Raw genomic sequence first — 19638 nt, 5'->3', positions numbered from 1 at the left:
AGGTGGTACAGAGTAAATGAAGTAGAAGATGGAGGGAAAGATTGCGCTCTTACCTGGGGAGGTCTGATGACATCCAAGTACACTTGGTAATCTGTCCAGTGATGGACAGCTGAATTATTAGAAGTCAGCAGAGGTCATAGTACTTGTCTACTCGAGAAGATAAGGAAGGACCGAACAGATTAAGGAGGACGGATACTAGGCGTTCGTTATTCTGCGAAGAAGCAACCAATTCCTTATGGAACTTATTTGAAGGAAGGAGTGGTGAATACACAGGGAATTTCAAAAGGGCAGAGCAGATAAAGGCACAAATAGACCAACTCGTCCACGTAGGAAAGGATATCTCATGTTGTCCCATTCGGTTACGAGGTGCGGTCTAAGGTTTTGAACCGGTATTCCATCTACACCATGGCACCCTAATTTCTTTCTACACGCTTCAATGCCTTTTAAACTGCCCTTTTACAGGGGAGCTATCAACCGCAGTCCGTCCGANGGCGGAGTTCGGCTATTGGGTATTCCAACCGTTCTAGACCGTTTCATTCAACAAGCCATTGCCCAAATAGTGCCCAAGTAATTTGACTCAATTTTCAAAGAATAGCTATGGATTTCGTCCTAACAAACAAGGACACCAGGTGGTTTGAAAAGCAAAGTACTAACATGGGTAGTGGGATATGGACTTGGAGAAATTCTTGGATAAAGTGAATCATGATTAATGAGATCAACAAATATACATACGTAACACCACTTTTGATTTACCCGTACGTACGTCAAATCGCTTACAATTGCGTGCAACTCTTTTCCCTGATTAAACCCAAGGTCCAATTCGTTAACCTGAATCGGTAATATGCTTGTTGGGTTAGCTGTCTGAGTATATTTACACCAGAACCCAAAAAAGTACCCAAGAACTATCAAAGATTCTGCTTCTCCGTTCAATCTACTACAGTAAAACGGACGGAAATCTCATCGATATGAGAAGAAAATGGTCTTTGATATATTGGGTGTTGTTTATCATTATACCGTCTGTCGCAAGAAAGCAGTATAGTTTTAAAAACGACTTGTTTCATGCCTATTTACCATGCCTTCATTAGCATAGAGAGTAGCTTATCTCTACTCTAATCATTCGTAAGTTTTAGCTTGATGGGCATGTGGTAGGATCCCATGTAGAAAAATAGTAAAAATGAATAAACCCGGCTAATTTTCTCATCAAATTTTAATCTTGATCTTACCGAATTCTCATTTATTACGGTTATTGTTATAAACATAAGGGAACATAATTATAAAAGTAAGATAAACCTTAAATAAAATCAGGAGGTTATTATATTGTTTGAAAACATTGAAGTAACGCAAATGTTTGAAGGTCAAGTTCATGAGCGTCAGCAGTTTACGGTGAACATTCAAGGTAGTGACTATACTGGGATATTCCATGATGGAGAAATTCATTGGTTTAATCCACACCCGAAAAATAAACTTGAAGAACAACATATTAGTTCTGTTGAATCAAAAGTTCATGACTTATTGATGAATCACCACATAAAAGATTGACGAAAAAAGCATCTCTTTTCTTATAAGAGATGCTTTTTTTGTCCTTATGTAAACAGTCTCATAGCTTATAACTTAGGTAAAACTCTCCTTGAGCCTAGGAACAACCATGAACAAAGAACAAATGGCATTGTTAATGCAGGGAGCCCATATGGTAAAAGCCATGTGCTAATGGCTGCTGTTATAGGTACTGTTAAACAAGCAGCTATTATACCTGATAATGGTGCAAAACGGTTATGCTTACTATTAAAAACTGCAGATACAGCTACAATGGTTAAAATGGAATTATATCCATAAAGTCCTAACATAATTAAATTATGCTCCCCACCCAAAAAGTATGATGTGAGTAAAGCAATAGCATTCCCCATTATCGCATAAAAACCAAGTCTTCTCCCTGCCCAAAATACAGCAATAAAAATTAATATTCCCGATATAGTATCACTAAGGAAAAATATTTGCCCAATTCCGTTAAATATTCCATCTAGCAAATTAATCTCTCCTGCTATGTTAAGTTCCCAGTGTGTTAAATCTTGAGGTACTAATGTAGTACTTAACTTAATACCTTTTAATTTGTAAGAAGCAAGCAGTATAAACCATGTAAGGATAATAAAGGGGAATGTAAGAATTGGAATTTCTATCTTTTTCATAAAGTGCATTATGGCTGCTGTAAGAATTGCAGCTACAGCTGATCCAGCTAAAGCAAGAAACCACATATAAGTTCCGTTTAAGAACAATGCCAGTGCAATACCTGTTAATACGGAATTATATCCTAATAAACCTTGATTAATACTTTTTTCATCTGCGCCCCCAATTTTCCCCACTAGGTTACCTATGATTGACGATAATAAAGCAATCATTCCTAAATAATAAGAGGAAATTGTTATTGCTATTAAGATAATAAATCCAGTTATAGCATTTTCAATTAAGACAACTTGAGAGATTCCCTTGAAGGTTGCCGATATGAAAGAAAACAATGTTCCCTCCCTTAATGAATTTCGTTTGTTATTTTGCATAATAAACTCCTTTTTAAGTATTTATGATTTTAATTTCTCCTAGTATTCTCGTCATGAAATATCATAATTTATATCATAATTTATATATATATTTTTATATATATATAAATTATGATATATTAATGCACTAAGGGAATCAATTTTAATTTCATCTTAAAATTCATCAAAAAAACGACAAAAAGTGCTTTATAATTACAAATATTGTGTTTATAGTTCGCGAATATTCGTATTTTTCAAAATGATGAATTTGTAAAATTTCTTTTCAGAATCCTAGTTAATTATTAAGTTATAAATGATGAGTGATACTAAAAAATGATTTATTTCTCTTTTAAAAAAATAGAACTTATCCATTTTGGAATCCTCTTTATTTAGTGTTTTTTTTATTTATTTGACAGTACAAAGTATAAGGAGGTTTTACGATGCAATTATTACCACGTGAGATAGACAAGCTAATGATAGTTGTGGCAGCTGATCTTGCTAAAAGACGAAAAGAAAGAGGTTTGGAATTAAATTATCCAGAAGCAGTAGCAATTATAACGTATGAAGTGTTGGAAGGAGCACGGGATGGAAAAAGTGTTGCAGAATTGATGGAATATGGTGCGACCATTTTGTCGAGAGAAGATGTCATGGAAGGGATTCCGGAAATGCTCGATGATATTCAAGTGGAAGCTACTTTTCCTGATGGAACAAAACTTGTGACTGTACATAGTCCAATTAAATAAGAAGCAAAAGGAGGTTATTAAATGGAGCCGGGACAATTATTTTTAAAAGAGGAAGACATCATTTGTAATGTCGGAAGAACAGCATCTAAATTGACTGTAACGAATACAGGGGACCGCCCAGTTCAGGTAGGATCGCATTTTCATTTTTATGAAGTGAATGAAGCCCTTCAATTCACTAGAGAACAAGCATTTGGAAAACGACTTAACATTCCATCTGGGGCAGCTGTTCGTTTCGAGCCTGGTGATGAAAAAGAAATTGAACTAGTGCCTTACGCCGGAGAACGCCGTGTGTATGGATTTAACAATAAAGTGGACGGAACAGCGGAAAAGAGGGATAACAAATGAGTTTCAAGATGTCAAGGAAGCAATATGCTCAAATGTATGGTCCAACTACAGGAGATTCTATTCGTTTAGCGGATACGGACTTAATCGTTCAAGTTGAGAAGGACTACACGGCGTATGGTGATGAAGTTGTTTTCGGTGGCGGCAAGGTTATTCGTGATGGAATGGGACAACATCCGCTAGCAACACGAGCCGATGGAGCAGCAGATGTTGTCATTACTAATGCTGTAATCCTAGATTACACCGGTATTTATAAAGCAGATATTGGAATCCGTGATGGGAAAATTTCTGGAATCGGAAAAGCTGGAAATCCTTTAGTTATGGATAAAGTGGATATCATCATTGCTGCAAGTACAGAAATTATTGCTGGTGAAGGAAAGATTGTGACAGCTGGTGGAATTGACTCGCATGTTCACTTTATTAATCCAGCACAGGTTAGAACAGCATTAGCTTCAGGCCTCACCACCCTAATTGGAGGAGGAACAGGTCCTGCTGCAGGATCAAAAGCCACAACGGTTACACCAGGTGAATGGCATATACACCGAATGCTTGAAGCAGCGGAAGGAATGCCAATTAACGTTGGATTCACAGGAAAAGGACAAGCTGCTTCCGAAGATCCACTTGTGGAGCAAGTACGCGCAGGTGCAATTGGATTGAAAGTTCATGAAGACTGGGGAGCAACAGCTTCAGCTATCGACTATGCATTACGAGTAGCTGAAAAATATGATGTACAGGTCGCGCTTCATGCGGATACCTTAAATGAAGGCGGATTTATGGAAAATACGATGGGGGCTCTTAAAGATCGTGTTATTCATATGTACCATACGGAAGGTGCAGGCGGCGGTCATGCTCCGGATTTAATTAAATCAGCCGGATTTATGAATGTTCTGCCATCATCTACTAATCCGACCCTACCATATACAATAAATACGGTAGACGAGCATTTAGATATGCTAATGGTATGTCATCATTTGAACCCATCAGTCCCTGAAGACATAGCTTTTGCTGATTCACGTATTAGACGTGAAACCATTGCTGCTGAAGATGTTCTTCAAGATATGGGTGTATTTAGTATGGTCAGTTCAGATGCCCAAGCGATGGGACGGATTGGCGAAGTGATTATACGTACATGGCAAACAGCCGATAAAATGAAGAAACAAAGAGGAACGATGGAAGGAGATAGCAAGCTTTCTGATAATAATCGTGTGAAACGTTATGTGGCAAAGTATACGATCAATCCTGCGATCACTCACGGTATTTCTGAATATGTCGGGTCGATCGAAGTAGGGAAAATTGCCGATCTTGTTATTTGGAATCCAGCATTTTTTGGCGTAAAGCCTGAGATGATTATTAAAAATGGTTTTGTTGTAGAAAGCTTAATGGGAGATGCGAACGCATCTATTCCAACACCGCAGCCTGTTATTTCTCGTCCGATGTACGGACAGCTTGGAAAAGCTCTGTTTAGTACTTCCATTACATTTATTTCACAAGCCGCTTTTGACGATAAGGTGCATGAAAAGCTTGGATTACAAAAAATGATTCTCCCAGTTCACGGCATTCGGAAATTAACGAAGAAGGATATGAAGTTGAATTCCGAAACTCCCGAAATAACGGTTGACCCACAAACCTATGAAGTAAAAGTAAACGGAGAATTAATTACATGTGAGCCTGTTGACAAGGTACCGATGGGACAACGATATTTCCTATTCTGAGGTGAAGGTATTGATAGTTGAACAAATCGTAACAAATATTGAAAAAATGGGAAAAGAAGAAATCGAAAAACGTCATATTGAAAAAGTCTATCTCGAAAGCACTCATTTAGTGAAACGCATTCAACGAGTGACGACAGATCATGGTAAGGAAATTGGTATACGTTTAAAAGATCCGCGCGACCTTGTTGCTGGTGATGTTCTACATATGGATGATAAAAGTCTAATCATAATAGATGTTTTATCGGATGATTTATTAGTAATCCAACCACGCAGTTTAAAAGAAATGGGAACAATAGCCCATCAATTAGGGAATCGTCATCTACCGGCCCAATTTGAAGAAAACGATATGCTTGTTCAGTATGATTACCTTGTAGAGGAATTACTTCAAGGCCTGCAGATTCCTTATAAACATGAAGATAGAAAGGTAAAACAGGCATTTCGCCATATCGGACATAGCCATGAATAATAATAATATTCTGTCTTTATTTCAACTATGTGATTCCAATTTTCCTATAGGGTCTTTTAGTCATTCATATGGGCTTGAAAGCTATATTCAAGAAGGTAAAGTCCATGATCAAGCAACATTCTTACAATGGCTTCAGGCGTATGTACACGAGCAGCTCATCTATTCAGACGGGCTTGCTTCTCGCCTTGTCTATGAAGCACTAGAAAAAGAAGATTTGCAAAAAGTGTGGAAATTAGATCGTATGCTGATGGTTCAAAATTTGCCGCGTGAAACGAGAGAAGGAACCCAAAGAATAGGTGAGCGGATGTTAAACCTTGTTGAATCTCTATATGTTATACCTATGCTTTCAAAATATCGGGAGCGTATTAATAAAAAGCAATCATTTGGTCATTCAGCAATTGTTTTTACGATTGTAGGTCATCATCTGGGAGTTCCCAATTCAACAACAACTCTGTATTATTTGTATTCTACCGTCGCAAGTCTTGTACAAAATGCGGTGCGTGCGATCCCTTTAGGGCAAACGGCTGGTCAGAAAACGATTCAAGAATTTCAGGGTGCTTTAACCAAAGCAACACAAAAAATTCAGAGTTTAGATGAAGAAGACTTTGGGATTGTTTCTCCAGGTCTAGAGCTATCTCAGATGAAACATGAACGTGTGAATATTCGTATTTTTATGTCTTAATAAAAGGAAGTGTTAGTAATGGAACCAATTAAGATTGGTGTAGGAGGCCCTGTTGGGGCAGGAAAAACAATGTTAGTTGAAAAGTTAACCCGTCATTTGCAAGATGAAATTAGTATGGCGGCTATAACGAATGATATTTATACAAAGGAAGATGCTAAATTCTTAATACAAAATGGGGTACTTCCTGCAGATCGCATCATAGGTGTAGAAACAGGTGGGTGCCCTCATACGGCAATACGTGAAGATGCTTCTATGAATTTTGCAGCCATTAATGAATTAAAAGCAAAGCACCCAGATGTTGAGCTTATTTTTGTGGAAAGTGGTGGGGATAACTTGGCTGCTACATTCAGCCCTGAACTTGTTGACTTTTCGATCTATATTATTGACGTTGCTCAAGGGGAAAAAATCCCACGTAAAGGCGGGCAAGGAATGATCAAATCTGATTTATTTATCATTAATAAAATAGATTTGGCTCCTTACGTTGGGGCAAGCCTAGATGTCATGAAATCAGACACGAAGGTTTTCCGTGGGGACAAACCATTTGTTTTTACAAATTTAAAAAATAACACAGGTCTTGATCAAGTCATTGACTGGATTAAGAAAAATGCACTATTAAAGGGACTAGAGTAAGATGGAGGACTGGACAGGAGTTTTGCGTTTGGGTGCCGAGGAAAGGAATGGAAAGACCGTTGCAAAGAATGTGTATTTCCAAGGAGCGTATAAAGTCATGCGTCCCATTTATCATGATGAATCTGGACAAGTCTGTTATTATATTTTAAATCCGGGCGGAGGCTATCTAGATGGCGATCGCTATCAAATGAAGATTTCATTAGAGAAACAAGCGAAGCTAACGTTAACAACCCAATCGGCAACTAAAATATATAAGACACCTAATTCACATGCTTATCAGGAAGCAGAGTTTAACCTGAAGGAAGGCAGTTATCTAGAATATATTCCCGATCCGCTTATCGGTTATCAAGATGCACGATATAAACAAAAAAATATGATACATATGGAAAAAGGATGTACACTCCTTTACTCAGATATCATTACCCCTGGATGGTCTCCTGGTGGAGAAAAGTTTAGTTATGATAAACTTCAATTAATAAATGAAATCTATATGGAAAATGAACTGGTCGTATATGATCATATAAAATTAAGTCCTGCTACGCAAAACATAAATGGCCTGGGTTTAATGGAAGGCTATTCTCATTTGGGCTCCATGATTGTAGTGGACGAAAAAACAGATCATGACCTTCTTGATCGTTTATATGAGGCTGTTCCTAACCAGACAAAGGAATATAAAATAGGCTTATCACTATTGCCCATACCAGGTTTTACTGTAAGGGTACTAGCAAATGGGACACAAACCATTGAAAGAATATTTTCTGAATTTCATAACATAATTAGCCAAGAATGGTTTAACAAAACCCCGAGTTTTTTAAGAAAATATTAATGTCCCAAAACCCAGCAATGAATACGGTTGCTGGGTTTAAATTAGAGAAGATAGGTGGAGAAGGAATCTTTATGGAATTTACATTATTCTCAGTTTTAGCACTAGGTTTTATTTTGGGGATCAGGCATGCGATTGAACCAGATCATGTAATTGCTGTATCAACAATCGCAAGTCAAAGCAAAAAGTTATGGAACGCTTCTTTAGCAGGAGTATTTTGGGGAATTGGTCACACTATAACATTATTCATCTTCGGTATTATTCTTATTCTTATGAAGGGAGAAATACCGGATAAGTGGGCAATGTCTTTAGAATTTTTAGTAGGAATCATGCTTGTTTATCTCGGAGTTAAAACGATTCTTTCTTTCAAAAATATCCATATACATAATCATCAACATGATGGAGATAATCATAAACATGTTCATTCCCATCAAAATAGTGGTGAACATAACCATAAACACCAGCATCAAAAGGCAAAGTATTTAGAATCATTGTTAATTGGCCTAGTTCATGGTTTGGCAGGTAGTGGTGCTATGGTTCTATTAACCATGAGTACAGTCAAGAATGTGGAAGAAGCGGCCATTTATATCCTTATATTTGGCGCAGGAACAGTTATTGGTATGCTTTTCTTTACAACGATTATTGGAATTCCATTTGTATTGAGCAAGAAGCGTAAAACAATGAGTAGATCACTAGGAATTACAACAGGTGTCATCAGTATTGTTTTTGGTGTGTACTATATGTATAATTTAGGTGTCAATGAGGGTTTATTTAACCTGTGGATCTAAGATTTGATACAAATGGAACCGTTAACGGTGGCAACTAAGACAATTTAGGGTTGCCACAATTTAAAGGGCGAGGTGAATACTATAAATACTCTTGGATATGCAATTCTCGGTGCCCTTGGTCGAAAACCTTGTTCTGGATACGAATTAGCGCAGTATCTAGAGGTAGTACGGCCAGTAAAACATAGTCAAATATATCCTATGTTAACCAAAATGGAGCAGAAAGACCTTCTGGTACATGTGCGTGTAGACCAAACGGGAAAACCCGATAAAAAAATATTTTCAATTACAGAAAAAGGAAAAGAAACCCTACAAAAGTGGCTTGCTAAATCTCCTTCTGACCCCATTAATAGAGATGAATTTCTTATTAAGATTTATTCAATTTGGATGATGGGAGAAGAAAATTCAATGGAATTAGTCCAGGATCGAATTTCAAATTTAGAAGAAACATTGACTTATCTATCAAAAAAGATAGCAGAATTAGAACAAAATAAAGAACTAGGTACGATGTCAAAAAACTTTGGTCGATACATCTTATTTAACCGGAAATTTAGACTAGCCAAAGAGGAAAAGACATGGTGTCAATGGGTTTTAAATCTAATAAAGAATAAGAACTTAAACATTCCTATATTATGCGTTAGTGCGAGGATGTTCGGTAATTTAGTTGAAGAAGTAGTATTGGTCATCTGACTATTAATTGAAAAACCTTGTTTGGTTTATATTAATGAATAGAAAATCAAATTACAGACGTCTAATCCTTTGTAATTTTACAATACAGTCTATTTACCATCAGGTAAAGAACTTTTAACATAACTTCTGATTTTTTCCCATTATTAATTTTTTTTGAATTAATGGGGCTTTAGTTGAATAAAGAAATTTTATAATGCCGATTTCTAATTTGAAATCGGCTTTTTGATTTTGCTAAAAAACGGTATCATAACTTATGAGTTTAAAGTACTGAATTATTATAGAAAGAGTTTTAAATTAGATTATTATAAAAAGGCTTAATTGATAATATCATGAATACAATCAAACGTTTTACTTGATTTGTTCATCTTTTAGTAATTAATATAAAGTTGCCTGTTGTAAATCAATTATATAAAATAAAGGTGCTTAGTTGAACGGCTTAGAAGGTCTAACTTGTAAACTACAACCTGAATCGTTTAAATGGAGAGGTGATATTCATCAGCTATTTGATTAATCGTTCTGCCGTTTTTAAATTCTCTTTTAATAGAAGCGTTGCTGTCATCGATCAGCTTTCTTGTTCCTGAACGTGTACCCCATCTCTGATGAGAGGTTTTAGGTTTAGGAATGTATATTGTTTCTCTTGAACATACTCTTGAATTCCTGATATCAATTTTTTAAGTGAAATAGCCGTTGCTTTTAAATATGCCATACCTGTCAGCACCTTATTTTTATAGCCAAATAAGGTGGAAAACCAATATATCGGAAAAGCCTACTTAGGCGATCTTTTAGAAATTCTACCCCATGCAAAGTGTCGCCTTCCTGATATCAGGCTTTGGATTGAGCGCTGCGGAATCCAGCATTCTAATCTTGATCGCCATTTTCATCACCTCCCCAACTATTTGATGATAATTCCTATTATAAATAAATATAGTCTTAGTATTTCTAACAATGGCACTGGTGAAAAAAATATTCTTTCGTATTCAAATAACTTCCGTTAGCTCAATAATCCGTATTTAATTAATTGGCCCAATTCATGAAGAGCAACTTCTTATTTAAGAAATGCACCCTTTTCTTGAATAAACAAAAAGCTGATATTAACTGGTATTGTTCAATTAAAAACCCTCGACTTTTCTTCTTCTCCTCTTTTGGAATGTAAAGTTTGGGGTTCCCTGTCAGGTATCTCTATCTTACAACGTGAAGTTACTGTGGTCTTTTTGTATTTCTTTGAGGAAAGACCTTTCGACATTTATTATCTAATACACCAGGCACCTGAATATATGAATGCATAGTAAAAAGACAGCTGATGTGATCAGCTGTCTCAAAAGATTCTTTTGTTGAAACTATTTTTTATATACAACTTCTCCACCTAATACTGTAGTAAGTACTTGAATGTCTTTCAATTGTTCTTCTTGGCATTTCATGGGATCTTTATCAATTACTATAAAGTCAGCTAATTTCCCTATCTCCAACGAGCCTTTGATTTTTTCTTCAAAACTTCCTTCCGCCGCCCAGATTGTAAATGCTTTAAGGGCTTCCTCTCTTGTCATACTCTCTTCTGGATACCAGCCTCCATCTGGGTTCCCTTCACGGTCCATACGTGTGACAGCCGCATATAATCCATGAAAAGGATTGACCAACTCAACCGGAGCATCTGAACCTCCAATAATATGTGATCCAGCATCAATAACCTTTCGCCACGCATAGGAATATTTTATTCTTTCGGGTCCAACTCGATCCTCAGCCATATTTTTATCGGAAGTCGCATGGACAGGCTGCATGGAAGGTATAACGGTTCTGGTGCAAAATTAATGCAATAGAAACATAGAATGGTAATATCCTGTTAACTTTGAGATTAAGCAGCTACTCCGAACAACTTATGAATGAATTCAACCTCATTTTGGGCATACTTTGCCCGTTGATGAGGTTGATCTTTTTTAACCATATGCATCGCTTCTATTCCCGAAAGAATAGATTTAGCTGTACGAAAAGATTTCAATCCTAACATCGAACGAACTCTCTTTTTAATAAAACGATGATCTTGTTCCACAATGTTATTAAGATATTTCACCTGCCTTATTTGGATGCCTACAGGCATCTTTTTCTCTTTCTTCAACTCTTCAATCGCAATAGGATAGGCTGGGTTCTTGTCTACTGTGATAACACGGGGCTTTGAAACATGAAAAGACCGCAAAGCTTTCTTGAAAAAGCGCTTTGCAGCCTTATGATCTCTTGTTTTGCTTAAATAAAAATCAATCGTATTTCCTTCTGAATCAACGGCACGATATAGGTACATCCATTGACCTTTGATTTTCACATACGTCTCATCGACTCGCCAAGAATCATTGGTTGGCTTAAGATGACGCCGTACTCGCTCATCTAATTCAGGTCCGTATTGATGAACCCAACGCATAATGGTTGTGTGAGCCATGGATAAACCGCGTTCCTCCATCATTTCCACCAAATCACGAAAACTAAGGCTGTACCGTAGGTACCATCTAACCGTTAACAAAATAATATTAGGCTGATAATGCTTCCATTTGAACAAACTTTCCTTCTCCATACCAACTACACCCCTTTTTAGAGTAATAGTACCAGTTTGTCCAAGATTTAGAGATTAATTTTAATTGTCTTGAAGTTTTTGCACCAGAACCTAATAAAGCATTGAACTCCTCCAAAATTTTATTCTTCACATGTTAAGATTTATTATTTATCAAAAACCATTCATCCATTCTTTTCTTTTGTCTCAAATGGTGACGAAAATGCATATCATTTAATTGAACCCATTCTGTGCTGTTAAATATCTATAACGAGGATGAGGACTTTTATAAGCAGACAAAATAGATAAAAGATGTGGTTCAAAGTTTTTAAGGTAGCGAATACTTCCTTAACTCAGCTATGTTGCTGTCTAGAGACTTCAACTGGTGTATTAATAAGTCCGGAGGGGTCTCAATCAAAAAGCACCATCCTTTCTATCATATTACAGAAAAGATAGCCCTTTTTCGTTTGGGGGTAATAATTTGCCTTAGCTTGGTGGGCATGTGGTGGTACCCAATGAGTATGGATTTCTGAGAAAGATTCTGTGTTGCAATTAGAATTCATTTTCACGAAAGAATGGATAGTAGTGGTATACTGAGATGAATAGTAAAGGGGGGTTAGGAGAAATGAGAGTGGCATATTTAGGTCCACACGGAAGTTTCTCGGAAGAAGCTTCATTGCAACACTTCACCGCAGATAATATAGAGTGGTATATATGTGATACTATTCTAGATGTTCTTGAAGCTGTTGGTGCACAAAAGGCTGATAAAGGTTTTGTACCAATTGAAAACTCCATTGAAGGTACTATCAATATCACCGCAGATGGTTTGCTGACACATAATTTGTTTATAGAAGCCGAAGTAATCTTTCCTGTTTCTTTGCACCTCCTAGTAGCTAAAGGAACTCTATTGCATGACATACGTGAGGTATGGTCTATTTATCCAGCCCTTGCTCAATGTAAGGAATACATTAGAAAATCACAAGTGAAAAGCAGGTATTTTGATAGCACTTCATCAGCAGCTCAGGCTTTAAAGAAACAAGAAAGAAGAGATGTTGCAGCCATTGCGTCCAAATTGGCGGCAAAAGTATTTAATTTACATATTGCAAAAAGTGTTATTCAGGATAATAGTGAAAATCATACTAGATTTGTGGTGGTTAGCAAACACAATGAAGACATCAAACAAAATAAAAATAAAATTATGTTGTTAATTATCCCTTGTGAAGATCATTCGGGTATATTATCTACAATTTTGAATGTATTTACTGCTCTTTCTATCAATCTAACTTGGATTGAGTCTCGTCCTACTAAGAAAAAATTGGGAACATACCACTTTTTTATTGAAGCGGAAATTGGTTTACATGAAATTCAAACAAATAAAGCTATTACTATCCTTGAGACTTTCGGACATTATGTTCATGTGTTAGGAAGTTATAATACAACTCAGTTATAATTAGTACTAGGCTAAACCCTTTTTTGTAAACAACTGCAAGAATTGAGTAAATTTGTAAAAAAACATTGCAATTTAATTGGATTATGTTACGATATAAGTAATTTATTGAAAGCGTATTCAAAAACTATTTAAATATTGAATGCGCATTCAATACTTGCTAATACTTTGAATGCGCATTCAATAAAGGAGGATGGGAAATGAATCAACAGTATAATTCGACAAGAGATAGAGTGCAAGAAGAAAAGACAACGAATTTTGATATTGTTAGATATATTAAACAAACCTCCCACGATATTTGGAACAAGAAAAATATTGGGAAAATATATGAATATTGTGCGCCCAACATAGTGGGTGTTATTAACTCTCATTGTCCATATCACTGTAATGAACAGGTTGTTGTTGATTCAATTCATCACTTGGCTGCTTTTCCAGATACACGCATACAAATTGATGACGTAGTCTGGAGCGGAAATGATCAGGATGGCTATAAAACATCCGTACGTTGGACAATAATCGCTCATCACACGGGATCGAGCAAATACGGTTTGGCGACAGGTAGAAAGATTTGCATCACTGGAATAACGAACAGTGTCGTAAAATTAGACTCTAGCAATAACAATCTTGCGGCTGATGAATGGCAAAACGGCCAGACAACTGAAGCCTATATTCAGTATGATGAATTGAGCGTAATTCGTCAGCTGGATTTATCTCCATTTGAAATCATTAAAACTATGGAAAAGTACGAGCTGCTAGCAAAGCCTATAGAACCAGAGGTGGGAAATATTGAACGAAGGGTAGACCGACAGGTTCGCTCAATAGTAGTTCAAGATGAAGATTGCTTTCATGTAGAAAATTTTGTTCGAAAAAGCATTGAAGATATTTGGAATCATCGACTAATCGGTAACATCGAAAACTATTACAGTATGGATTTTCGCTACCATGGCCCGGGTGACAGGGAGCTTGAGCAAAGCCATGAATATCAGTTAGACATTTTGACTAGGCTTTCTATTTTCCCTAATACAAAAATTCACATTGATGACTTTTTCTGCATGGGAAGTGAGGAGGAAGGATTTCGAACTTCTATGCGCTGGACACTGCTGGGAAACCACGGAGGTTTTGGAGAGTATGGACCACCTACGGGTAAGAAGGTTCGCCTAGCAGGAATTACAAATTATATTATTAGAGAAGGGAAGTTTGTTGAAGAATGGACTCATTACAGTGAGTTTGGACTGATGCAGCAGCTAAGGACGTCTGAAAAAGAAAAGGATTCCCACATTTATGAAACGGAGGTTCATTCCTTACAAGATGAATTAACTACCGTAAATGGAATGACTCCTCATTTATTATATAAGGAGGTGAGGGGGTAATCTAGGATGTCACGCAAAAGAAAGGTAAAGCGTATTTATCCGAAATATAACGGTTGAAAATAACACAGATATTACGAATTATGGAGGTAGATTAATATGGCAGAGGAAAAAAGTGCAGTCGTAACGGCTGAGAGAAAGACGGCAACAGCGACAAATACACTAGAGAATGCAATTCAAAAAAAGACTCAGACAATGGAAGGTTTCTCAGAGTGGACAAATATTGTGGATTATATTAAAGGTAGTACGCATTCAATATGGGACATGAATAATATTGGATACATTTATCGTGACTATACACCTACAACTCAGGTCCATACTTCAGATGGTAGAACGTTTGGCCGAGATATTGTCATTACAAATTCGCTGACAAAAATGGCAGCGTTTCCAGATATTCGCGATTATGTAGAAGATGTAATTTGGACTGGAAATGATCAAGATGGTTACCATACTTCCATGCGGTGGACATGGATTGCTACTAACACTGGCAGAAGCATTTACGGTCCTGCTACAGGGAAGAGAGTTGTTGTAAGTGGTATTGCTAACTGTGTTGTGAAAGATGCAAAAATAATTGAAGAATGGGTTGCTTATAATGAATTAAGTCTCATTCGTCAGTTGGGTCTTGATGTAAATGAAGTTTTAGCACAGCAACTTTCTCAAGACCCACCTGCTATTGAAAGTGATGGGCGTGGCCAAGTAGAACGTTTAATTGGTCAGGCGCCACCAAAAGTTCTTCCACCAAAAGCAACTGCTGGGTTTGTTGTTGAGGATTTTATTCGTCGTTCTACCCATGAAATTTGGAACTGGCGGATGTTTGGAAAAGTGAATGAGTATTATGCAGAAAATTATCTATGCCATACAGCTTCTGATAGAGAATTGTATGGAATTGGTGATCTAAAACAGGATATTATTGCTCGAATTGCAGCTTTCCCAGATGCCTCAATGCATATAGATGACTTATATTGGATGGGTAATGAAGAAGAGGGCTTTAAGGCCGCTGTTCGATGGTCATTTATCGGAACCAACACCGGGCCAAGCCGTTATGGAGCTCCGACGGGAAAACGTGTACGCATTATGGGTATCTCAAACTATATTATTAAAAATGGAAAGTTTGTTGAAGAGTACACAGAATATGGGGAGTTCAACTTAATGAAACAGCTTTGTAGACCTTAAACTTCTAAAGAAGGATAAGCCCAATAAAGACCTGTAGAAGTTCAATCAAACAGATTTAAAGTAATGATCTATAGTCTTTTTGAACAACTGGTAATTTTGTGTTATATTGAATGCGGATTCAATTAATTAATGCATTTAGTATAAATATTGGGCTTATGAGAGGTTTAAATATGAAGAGTAGAGTAAGTGCTTATGATGTAGCAAGAAAAGCAGGAGTATCACAATCGACAGTTTCAAGAGTGTTAAACAACTTTCCTCATATTAAGGAAGGAACTAAGAAAAAAGTCCTGGCTGCAATAGAAGAATTAGGTTTTACACGAGATGAAATAGCGAGGAGTCTTGCTGAGAAAAAAACTAGGACCATCGGTCTAATCATAGGAGATATTACCAATCCATTTTTCGCTGAATCAGCAGGGGTCATTATGGGAAAAGCTGCAGAGCTGGAATACGATGTAATTATCTGCAACACAAATCATCAGGATGATAATTTAGAAAAATCGATTAAAATGCTCATTGGAAAACGTGTTGATGGAATAATTATTGCAGCTGTAAACCGATACAGTAAAAAAATTAAGGAACTCTATGAAGCCCAATTTCCTGTTGTTTTATATAATAGCAGCATTGAGGGTAATCATGCGAATTTTATCGTCTTAGATAATGAAAAAGGGGCGTATATAGCGGTTAAACATTTAGTTGAGTTGGGACATCGAAATATTGCATATATATCGGGCCCTTCAAAGTTCTTAACACTGCACCAACGAGATATAGGTTACAAAAAAGCATTAGGGGAATATGGGATACCTTATAATCAAAGATTAATCTATGACAGAGAATTTTCTTATAGAGAAATATACCAATTTGCTTATAAGCTCCTTTGTAGTAAAGATAAGCCTACCAGCTTTTTTGTAACCTCCGATCAAATGGCGCTAGCAATCCTCGATGCTGCTGCTAACCATAATTTAGAGGTTCCAAAAGATGTATCTGTAATAGGGTTTGATGATATCAACATCTCATCCAACCAATACATTGGTCTTACTACCATCTCGCAAAAGAAAGAAACAATGGCTTCACTTGCCTTAGAAAAACTACTTCTATTGATAGAAGGAAAAGGATCGATATCAATGCCTATTCAAGTAGTATTAGAGCCTAAACTAATTATTCGTAAAACTACGGGACGTGCTAATTAAAAGTCATAAAGATTTCAATCAGCTGCTAATGCATATTGAAAGCGATAGATTGACAAATATATTTAAGGAGAGAAGTTGTTGCCGGGTTTATCGTAGTCGCAAAGTTTTTTCAACAGAGTGGAGAAGAAGAGAGATGAAAAAGTTTGCTTATTTATCTGTCGTAATCGGTGCCGCCTTATGGGGAATTATTGGATTGTTTGTGAAAGAACTCTACGGTCAGGGTCTTACACCGATTCAAGTAGTAGCAATTCGGGTCATTACGGCAGCTGTTATTCTATTAATATATATTCTCATTAAGAATCCATCTCTTTTGATTATTAAACCATTAGATGGAAAATACTTTATTGGGACAGGAATATTCAGCATTGTTTTCTTTAATTGGTGTTTTTTTTCCGCCATTAAAGAAACATCTCTTTCCGTTGCTACTATTCTACTTTATACTGGGCCAGCATTTGTGACGGTTTTTTCTAGAATTTTCTTTAAAGAATTGCTGACGAAACGAAAAGTGATCGCATTATTGATGACATTTTTGGGTTGCGCATTTGTTATAGGTTTAGTGCCTAACCATAGTAACTCAATTTCTTTTCCCGGTTTACTTTTAGGCGTGGGCTCAGGGTTTGGTTATGCATTATACAGCATTTTTGGTAAATTTGCGCTTAACAAGTATTCTTTTTTGACAACTATCACGTATACCTTCCTATTTGCAAGTGTAGCAATCATTCCGGCGAGCCATTTATGGGATGCAGTGCATTTATTATACAACACTAAAGTATGGCTGTATGGCATTGGTTTAGGGGTATTTCCGACTGTATTGGCTTTTGGACTATATACTCATGGGTTATCCCATATTGAATCAAGTCGCGCATCAATTATGGCAACAATCGAACCAGTTGTCGCAGCACTTGTTGGCCTTCTACTGTTTGGAGAAGTACTTACAATTTGGCAGTTGGGAGGCATCCTTTTTGTACTTGCTTCTATTATTCTTGTACAAAAACAACCAAAGCCAGTATAGGTCAAATTATATATTTAGAATCTATTTAAAAGTTTGAAAGGAAAAGTTGATAAATAGAATACAGCTCAATTTTTTACCTAGTAATCTCTAAGCTATGGAATCCCTAAATAGAGAAACTTGTCGGATTGAGCTGCTTAGTTATTCAATATTAAACTTTTTGAAAGCGTATTCAATAATTCGTATTCAATAATTCTGGGAATTACCAACAAACATAGAGTTGCATTTAATCGTCGTTACATTTAGTTTGTTTTTTATTTTATACTGCACTCCTAGGACATGCATATAAAGGAATGCTAAAAAAATAAGAAGGGGAGAGAAATACAATGAATCAAGCAATGACGGCAAATGAAGAAATGCTAAAGCGTATCATTAGGCATAAGGAGTTAAAACAAACTGAAGGTGTGCCTTTGATGTTTATCGACAGTAGCCTAGATCGTCATTACCGAATCAATTATTCGCTAATCGGAGCTACAGCGAGCGAAAATGATGACTACAAGCCTTTTCTAACACAACCTCACAAATTTCATGTAGGGATGGTGAAGGCGCCACAATTATGCGGTCCCGCTTATCATACGCATGACTATATTGAGTCTTTTATGCCACTAACAGGCAAATGGCGGTTTTACTTTGGGAACAGTCCTGACGAAATCGAAGGGGAAACGATTATTGAACCTTGGGATTTTATCACATTACCTGCGGGGTTGTGGCGCGGGTTCGAAAATATCACAGAAAAGGAAGCTTGGATCTTCGCAGTGGTAGAGGATCATCCCGTGTTTGAAGCCAAGGATCCTTATTGGCCGGAAGCTGTTGTAGAAGAAGCCGAGAAGCTGGGGATGAAGTCCGACGAAAACGGAAAAATGATCAAACCCGATAACTTCAAACAAATGGAACGGGAATTGTACGAGAAAGTTATTCGGATGATGACGGAAAAAAAATCAGGAATTAAGGAGGAAAAATAAGATGGCTGCAATGTTACCGGAAACTACCTACCCGAAACGGACTGCCGAAGAGATAGAAAAGAATTGGATCGTACGACATAAGGAATTATCAAATCAGGAAAATTCTCAAAACTCACAATCGTATTTACTCATCGGCGACACAAGTGGAAACCATCCTGAATATGAGGGCATAATTAAGGATTCGCATAATTTCCAAATTGTCAAAGTTCATGCATTTCCGGGTACAGGCATGAAACCACAAGTACATGATTACGTCGCTGCCCTTTTCCCAATGTCCGGAAAATGGAGAATTTACTGGGGAACCGATCAGGAGACGATTGAGGGTGAAATGGTAATTGAAGAATGGGATTTGATCTCGATTCCATCAGATCTTTGGTACGGTTATGAGAATGTAGGAACCGAAGAGGGTTGGATGTTTGTCATTCAAGAGCCACATGGAATTGGAGAGAATCAAACATGATAGTAATCAATTAGTTGGATTCCTGTAATAAGAAACTCTGGAGGCATCATTCTCAACTTTTTAAAGATTTGGTTCAAGTTATAGTGGTTATAATACGAA

At 36.9% G+C, this 19638-nt stretch carries 20 protein-coding genes and 3 pseudogenes; 19 read left to right on the top strand and 4 right to left on the bottom strand.

Translation table 11 applies throughout. The features are described 5' to 3' along the window. Nucleotides 1-490: 490 nt before the first annotated feature. The 3 genes and pseudogenes from ASU00_RS26330 to ASU00_RS17075 all read left to right on the top strand — a co-directional run. Nucleotides 491-707: pseudogene (locus ASU00_RS26330) on the top strand (reverse transcriptase domain-containing protein); the annotation flags it as partial. A gap of 180 nt (nucleotides 708-887) precedes the next feature. After that, a pseudogene (locus tag ASU00_RS25065) lies at nucleotides 888-1039 on the top strand (IS4 family transposase); the annotation flags it as partial. A gap of 278 nt (nucleotides 1040-1317) precedes the next feature. Next, entirely contained in the window at nucleotides 1318-1539 is a 222-nt protein-coding gene (locus ASU00_RS17075) for a DUF5342 family protein (RefSeq protein ID WP_057914683.1), read from the top strand. Between the two features lie 65 nt (nucleotides 1540-1604). On the opposite strand, the gene ASU00_RS17070 is transcribed toward ASU00_RS17075, so the two are convergent. Beyond that, nucleotides 1605-2549, bottom strand: coding sequence for an urea transporter (locus tag ASU00_RS17070; RefSeq protein WP_057914682.1), 945 nt, complete (start codon nucleotides 2547-2549; stop codon nucleotides 1605-1607). A gap of 419 nt (nucleotides 2550-2968) precedes the next feature. Between ASU00_RS17070 and ASU00_RS17065 the strand changes: the two genes are divergently transcribed. The 9 genes from ASU00_RS17065 to ASU00_RS17025 all read left to right on the top strand — a co-directional run bounded on the left by ASU00_RS17065 (nucleotide 2969) and on the right by ASU00_RS17025 (nucleotide 9401). Next, the gene (locus ASU00_RS17065; protein ID WP_057914681.1) at nucleotides 2969-3271 is read left to right on the top strand and encodes an urease subunit gamma; all 303 of its coding nucleotides are present in this window, start codon (nucleotides 2969-2971) and stop codon (nucleotides 3269-3271) included. Nucleotides 3272-3292: 21 nt separating this feature from the next. Further along, on the top strand, nucleotides 3293-3616 hold the full coding sequence (ureB, locus tag ASU00_RS17060) for an urease subunit beta (RefSeq protein ID WP_057914680.1): 324 nt from the start codon (nucleotides 3293-3295) through the stop codon (nucleotides 3614-3616). Then, nucleotides 3613-5325: an urease subunit alpha gene (ureC, locus tag ASU00_RS17055; protein ID WP_057914679.1), complete on the top strand. Its 1713-nt coding sequence runs from the start codon at nucleotides 3613-3615 to the stop codon at nucleotides 5323-5325. Before ureB ends, ureC begins: the two co-directional genes overlap by 4 nt. Nucleotides 5326-5335: 10 nt before the next feature. Beyond that, nucleotides 5336-5791, top strand: a complete 456-nt coding sequence (gene ureE, locus ASU00_RS17050; protein WP_057914678.1) for an urease accessory protein UreE — start codon at nucleotides 5336-5338, stop codon at nucleotides 5789-5791. After that, nucleotides 5784-6473 carry an urease accessory protein UreF gene (locus ASU00_RS17045; protein ID WP_057914677.1) on the top strand — a complete coding sequence of 230 codons (690 nt, stop codon included), beginning with the start codon at nucleotides 5784-5786 and terminating at the stop codon, nucleotides 6471-6473. Before ureE ends, ASU00_RS17045 begins: the two co-directional genes overlap by 8 nt. Nucleotides 6474-6491: 18 nt before the next feature. Then, complete coding sequence (ureG, locus tag ASU00_RS17040) at nucleotides 6492-7103, top strand: urease accessory protein UreG (RefSeq protein WP_057914676.1); 612 nt, start codon at nucleotides 6492-6494, stop codon at nucleotides 7101-7103. A gap of 1 nt (nucleotide 7104) precedes the next feature. Continuing rightward, the gene (locus ASU00_RS17035) at nucleotides 7105-7929 is read left to right on the top strand and encodes an urease accessory protein UreD (RefSeq protein ID WP_057914675.1); all 825 of its coding nucleotides are present in this window, start codon (nucleotides 7105-7107) and stop codon (nucleotides 7927-7929) included. A 71-nt stretch (nucleotides 7930-8000) separates the two neighbouring features. Further along, a complete protein-coding gene (locus ASU00_RS17030) occupies nucleotides 8001-8714 on the top strand; it encodes a HoxN/HupN/NixA family nickel/cobalt transporter (protein WP_057914699.1) in 714 nt (237 codons plus the stop codon). A gap of 72 nt (nucleotides 8715-8786) precedes the next feature. Then, on the top strand, nucleotides 8787-9401 hold the full coding sequence (locus tag ASU00_RS17025) for a PadR family transcriptional regulator (protein ID WP_057914674.1): 615 nt from the start codon (nucleotides 8787-8789) through the stop codon (nucleotides 9399-9401). 473 nt (nucleotides 9402-9874) lie between these two features. Here ASU00_RS17025 and ASU00_RS24640 read toward each other — a convergent pair. The 3 genes and pseudogenes from ASU00_RS24640 to ASU00_RS17015 form a co-directional block, all read right to left on the bottom strand. Further along, a pseudogene (locus tag ASU00_RS24640) lies at nucleotides 9875-10107 on the bottom strand (CD3324 family protein). Between the two features lie 631 nt (nucleotides 10108-10738). Then, nucleotides 10739-11176 carry an amidohydrolase family protein gene (locus ASU00_RS17020; RefSeq protein WP_057914673.1) on the bottom strand — a complete coding sequence of 146 codons (438 nt, stop codon included), beginning with the start codon at nucleotides 11174-11176 and terminating at the stop codon, nucleotides 10739-10741. A gap of 74 nt (nucleotides 11177-11250) precedes the next feature. Beyond that, a complete protein-coding gene (locus ASU00_RS17015) occupies nucleotides 11251-11958 on the bottom strand; it encodes an IS6 family transposase (protein WP_057914672.1) in 708 nt (235 codons plus the stop codon). 601 nt (nucleotides 11959-12559) lie between these two features. Here ASU00_RS17015 and pheA point away from each other — a divergent pair. From pheA to ASU00_RS16980, 7 genes are all read left to right on the top strand, one after another. Then, the gene (gene pheA, locus ASU00_RS17010) at nucleotides 12560-13384 is read left to right on the top strand and encodes a prephenate dehydratase (RefSeq protein WP_057914671.1); all 825 of its coding nucleotides are present in this window, start codon (nucleotides 12560-12562) and stop codon (nucleotides 13382-13384) included. Between the two features lie 197 nt (nucleotides 13385-13581). Further along, nucleotides 13582-14751: an ester cyclase gene (locus ASU00_RS17005; RefSeq protein WP_057914670.1), complete on the top strand. Its 1170-nt coding sequence runs from the start codon at nucleotides 13582-13584 to the stop codon at nucleotides 14749-14751. A gap of 96 nt (nucleotides 14752-14847) precedes the next feature. After that, nucleotides 14848-15921, top strand: coding sequence for an ester cyclase (locus ASU00_RS17000; protein WP_057914669.1), 1074 nt, complete (start codon nucleotides 14848-14850; stop codon nucleotides 15919-15921). A gap of 170 nt (nucleotides 15922-16091) precedes the next feature. Next, entirely contained in the window at nucleotides 16092-17108 is a 1017-nt protein-coding gene (locus tag ASU00_RS16995; protein ID WP_057914668.1) for a LacI family DNA-binding transcriptional regulator, read from the top strand. 133 nt (nucleotides 17109-17241) lie between these two features. Further along, a complete protein-coding gene (locus ASU00_RS16990; RefSeq protein ID WP_057914667.1) occupies nucleotides 17242-18120 on the top strand; it encodes a DMT family transporter in 879 nt (292 codons plus the stop codon). 323 nt (nucleotides 18121-18443) lie between these two features. Further along, nucleotides 18444-19079, top strand: a complete 636-nt coding sequence (locus ASU00_RS16985) for a cupin domain-containing protein (RefSeq protein ID WP_236712761.1) — start codon at nucleotides 18444-18446, stop codon at nucleotides 19077-19079. A 1-nt stretch (nucleotide 19080) separates the two neighbouring features. After that, nucleotides 19081-19539 (top strand): cupin domain-containing protein, encoded by a 459-nt coding sequence (locus tag ASU00_RS16980; protein ID WP_057914666.1) that lies wholly within the window; start codon nucleotides 19081-19083, stop codon nucleotides 19537-19539. The last annotated feature ends 99 nt before the right edge of the window (nucleotides 19540-19638 follow it).

Origin of the sequence: Peribacillus muralis (assembly GCF_001439925.1) — a bacterium.
Lineage (GTDB): Bacteria > Bacillota > Bacilli > Bacillales > DSM-1321 > Peribacillus > Peribacillus muralis.
The sequence above is the reverse complement of the archived record's forward strand: the minus strand, read 5'-3'. Positions and strand labels throughout refer to the sequence as shown.

Excerpts from the sequence above, each read along its gene's own strand:
- ASU00_RS17065 (WP_057914681.1), top strand. The coding sequence starts at position 2,969 with ATGCAATTATTACCACGTGAGATAGACAAGCTAATGATAGTTGTGGCA.
- ureG (WP_057914676.1), top strand. The coding sequence starts at position 6,492 with ATGGAACCAATTAAGATTGGTGTAGGAGGCCCTGTTGGGGCAGGAAAA.
- ASU00_RS17005 (WP_057914670.1), top strand. The coding sequence starts at position 13,582 with ATGAATCAACAGTATAATTCGACAAGAGATAGAGTGCAAGAAGAAAAG.
- ASU00_RS17030 (WP_057914699.1), top strand. The coding sequence starts at position 8,001 with ATGGAATTTACATTATTCTCAGTTTTAGCACTAGGTTTTATTTTGGGG.
- ASU00_RS17000 (WP_057914669.1), top strand. The coding sequence starts at position 14,848 with ATGGCAGAGGAAAAAAGTGCAGTCGTAACGGCTGAGAGAAAGACGGCA.
- ASU00_RS17070 (WP_057914682.1), bottom strand. The coding sequence starts at position 2,549 with ATGCAAAATAACAAACGAAATTCATTAAGGGAGGGAACATTGTTTTCT.
- ASU00_RS16980 (WP_057914666.1), top strand. The coding sequence starts at position 19,081 with ATGGCTGCAATGTTACCGGAAACTACCTACCCGAAACGGACTGCCGAA.
- pheA (WP_057914671.1), top strand. The coding sequence starts at position 12,560 with ATGAGAGTGGCATATTTAGGTCCACACGGAAGTTTCTCGGAAGAAGCT.
- ASU00_RS17015 (WP_057914672.1), bottom strand. The coding sequence starts at position 11,958 with ATGGAGAAGGAAAGTTTGTTCAAATGGAAGCATTATCAGCCTAATATT.
- ASU00_RS16995 (WP_057914668.1), top strand. The coding sequence starts at position 16,092 with ATGAAGAGTAGAGTAAGTGCTTATGATGTAGCAAGAAAAGCAGGAGTA.
- ASU00_RS17045 (WP_057914677.1), top strand. The coding sequence starts at position 5,784 with ATGAATAATAATAATATTCTGTCTTTATTTCAACTATGTGATTCCAAT.
- ureB (WP_057914680.1), top strand. The coding sequence starts at position 3,293 with ATGGAGCCGGGACAATTATTTTTAAAAGAGGAAGACATCATTTGTAAT.
- ASU00_RS16985 (WP_236712761.1), top strand. The coding sequence starts at position 18,444 with ATGAATCAAGCAATGACGGCAAATGAAGAAATGCTAAAGCGTATCATT.
- ureC (WP_057914679.1), top strand. The coding sequence starts at position 3,613 with ATGAGTTTCAAGATGTCAAGGAAGCAATATGCTCAAATGTATGGTCCA.
- ASU00_RS17035 (WP_057914675.1), top strand. The coding sequence starts at position 7,105 with ATGGAGGACTGGACAGGAGTTTTGCGTTTGGGTGCCGAGGAAAGGAAT.
- ASU00_RS17020 (WP_057914673.1), bottom strand. The coding sequence starts at position 11,176 with ATGCAGCCTGTCCATGCGACTTCCGATAAAAATATGGCTGAGGATCGA.
- ASU00_RS16990 (WP_057914667.1), top strand. The coding sequence starts at position 17,242 with ATGAAAAAGTTTGCTTATTTATCTGTCGTAATCGGTGCCGCCTTATGG.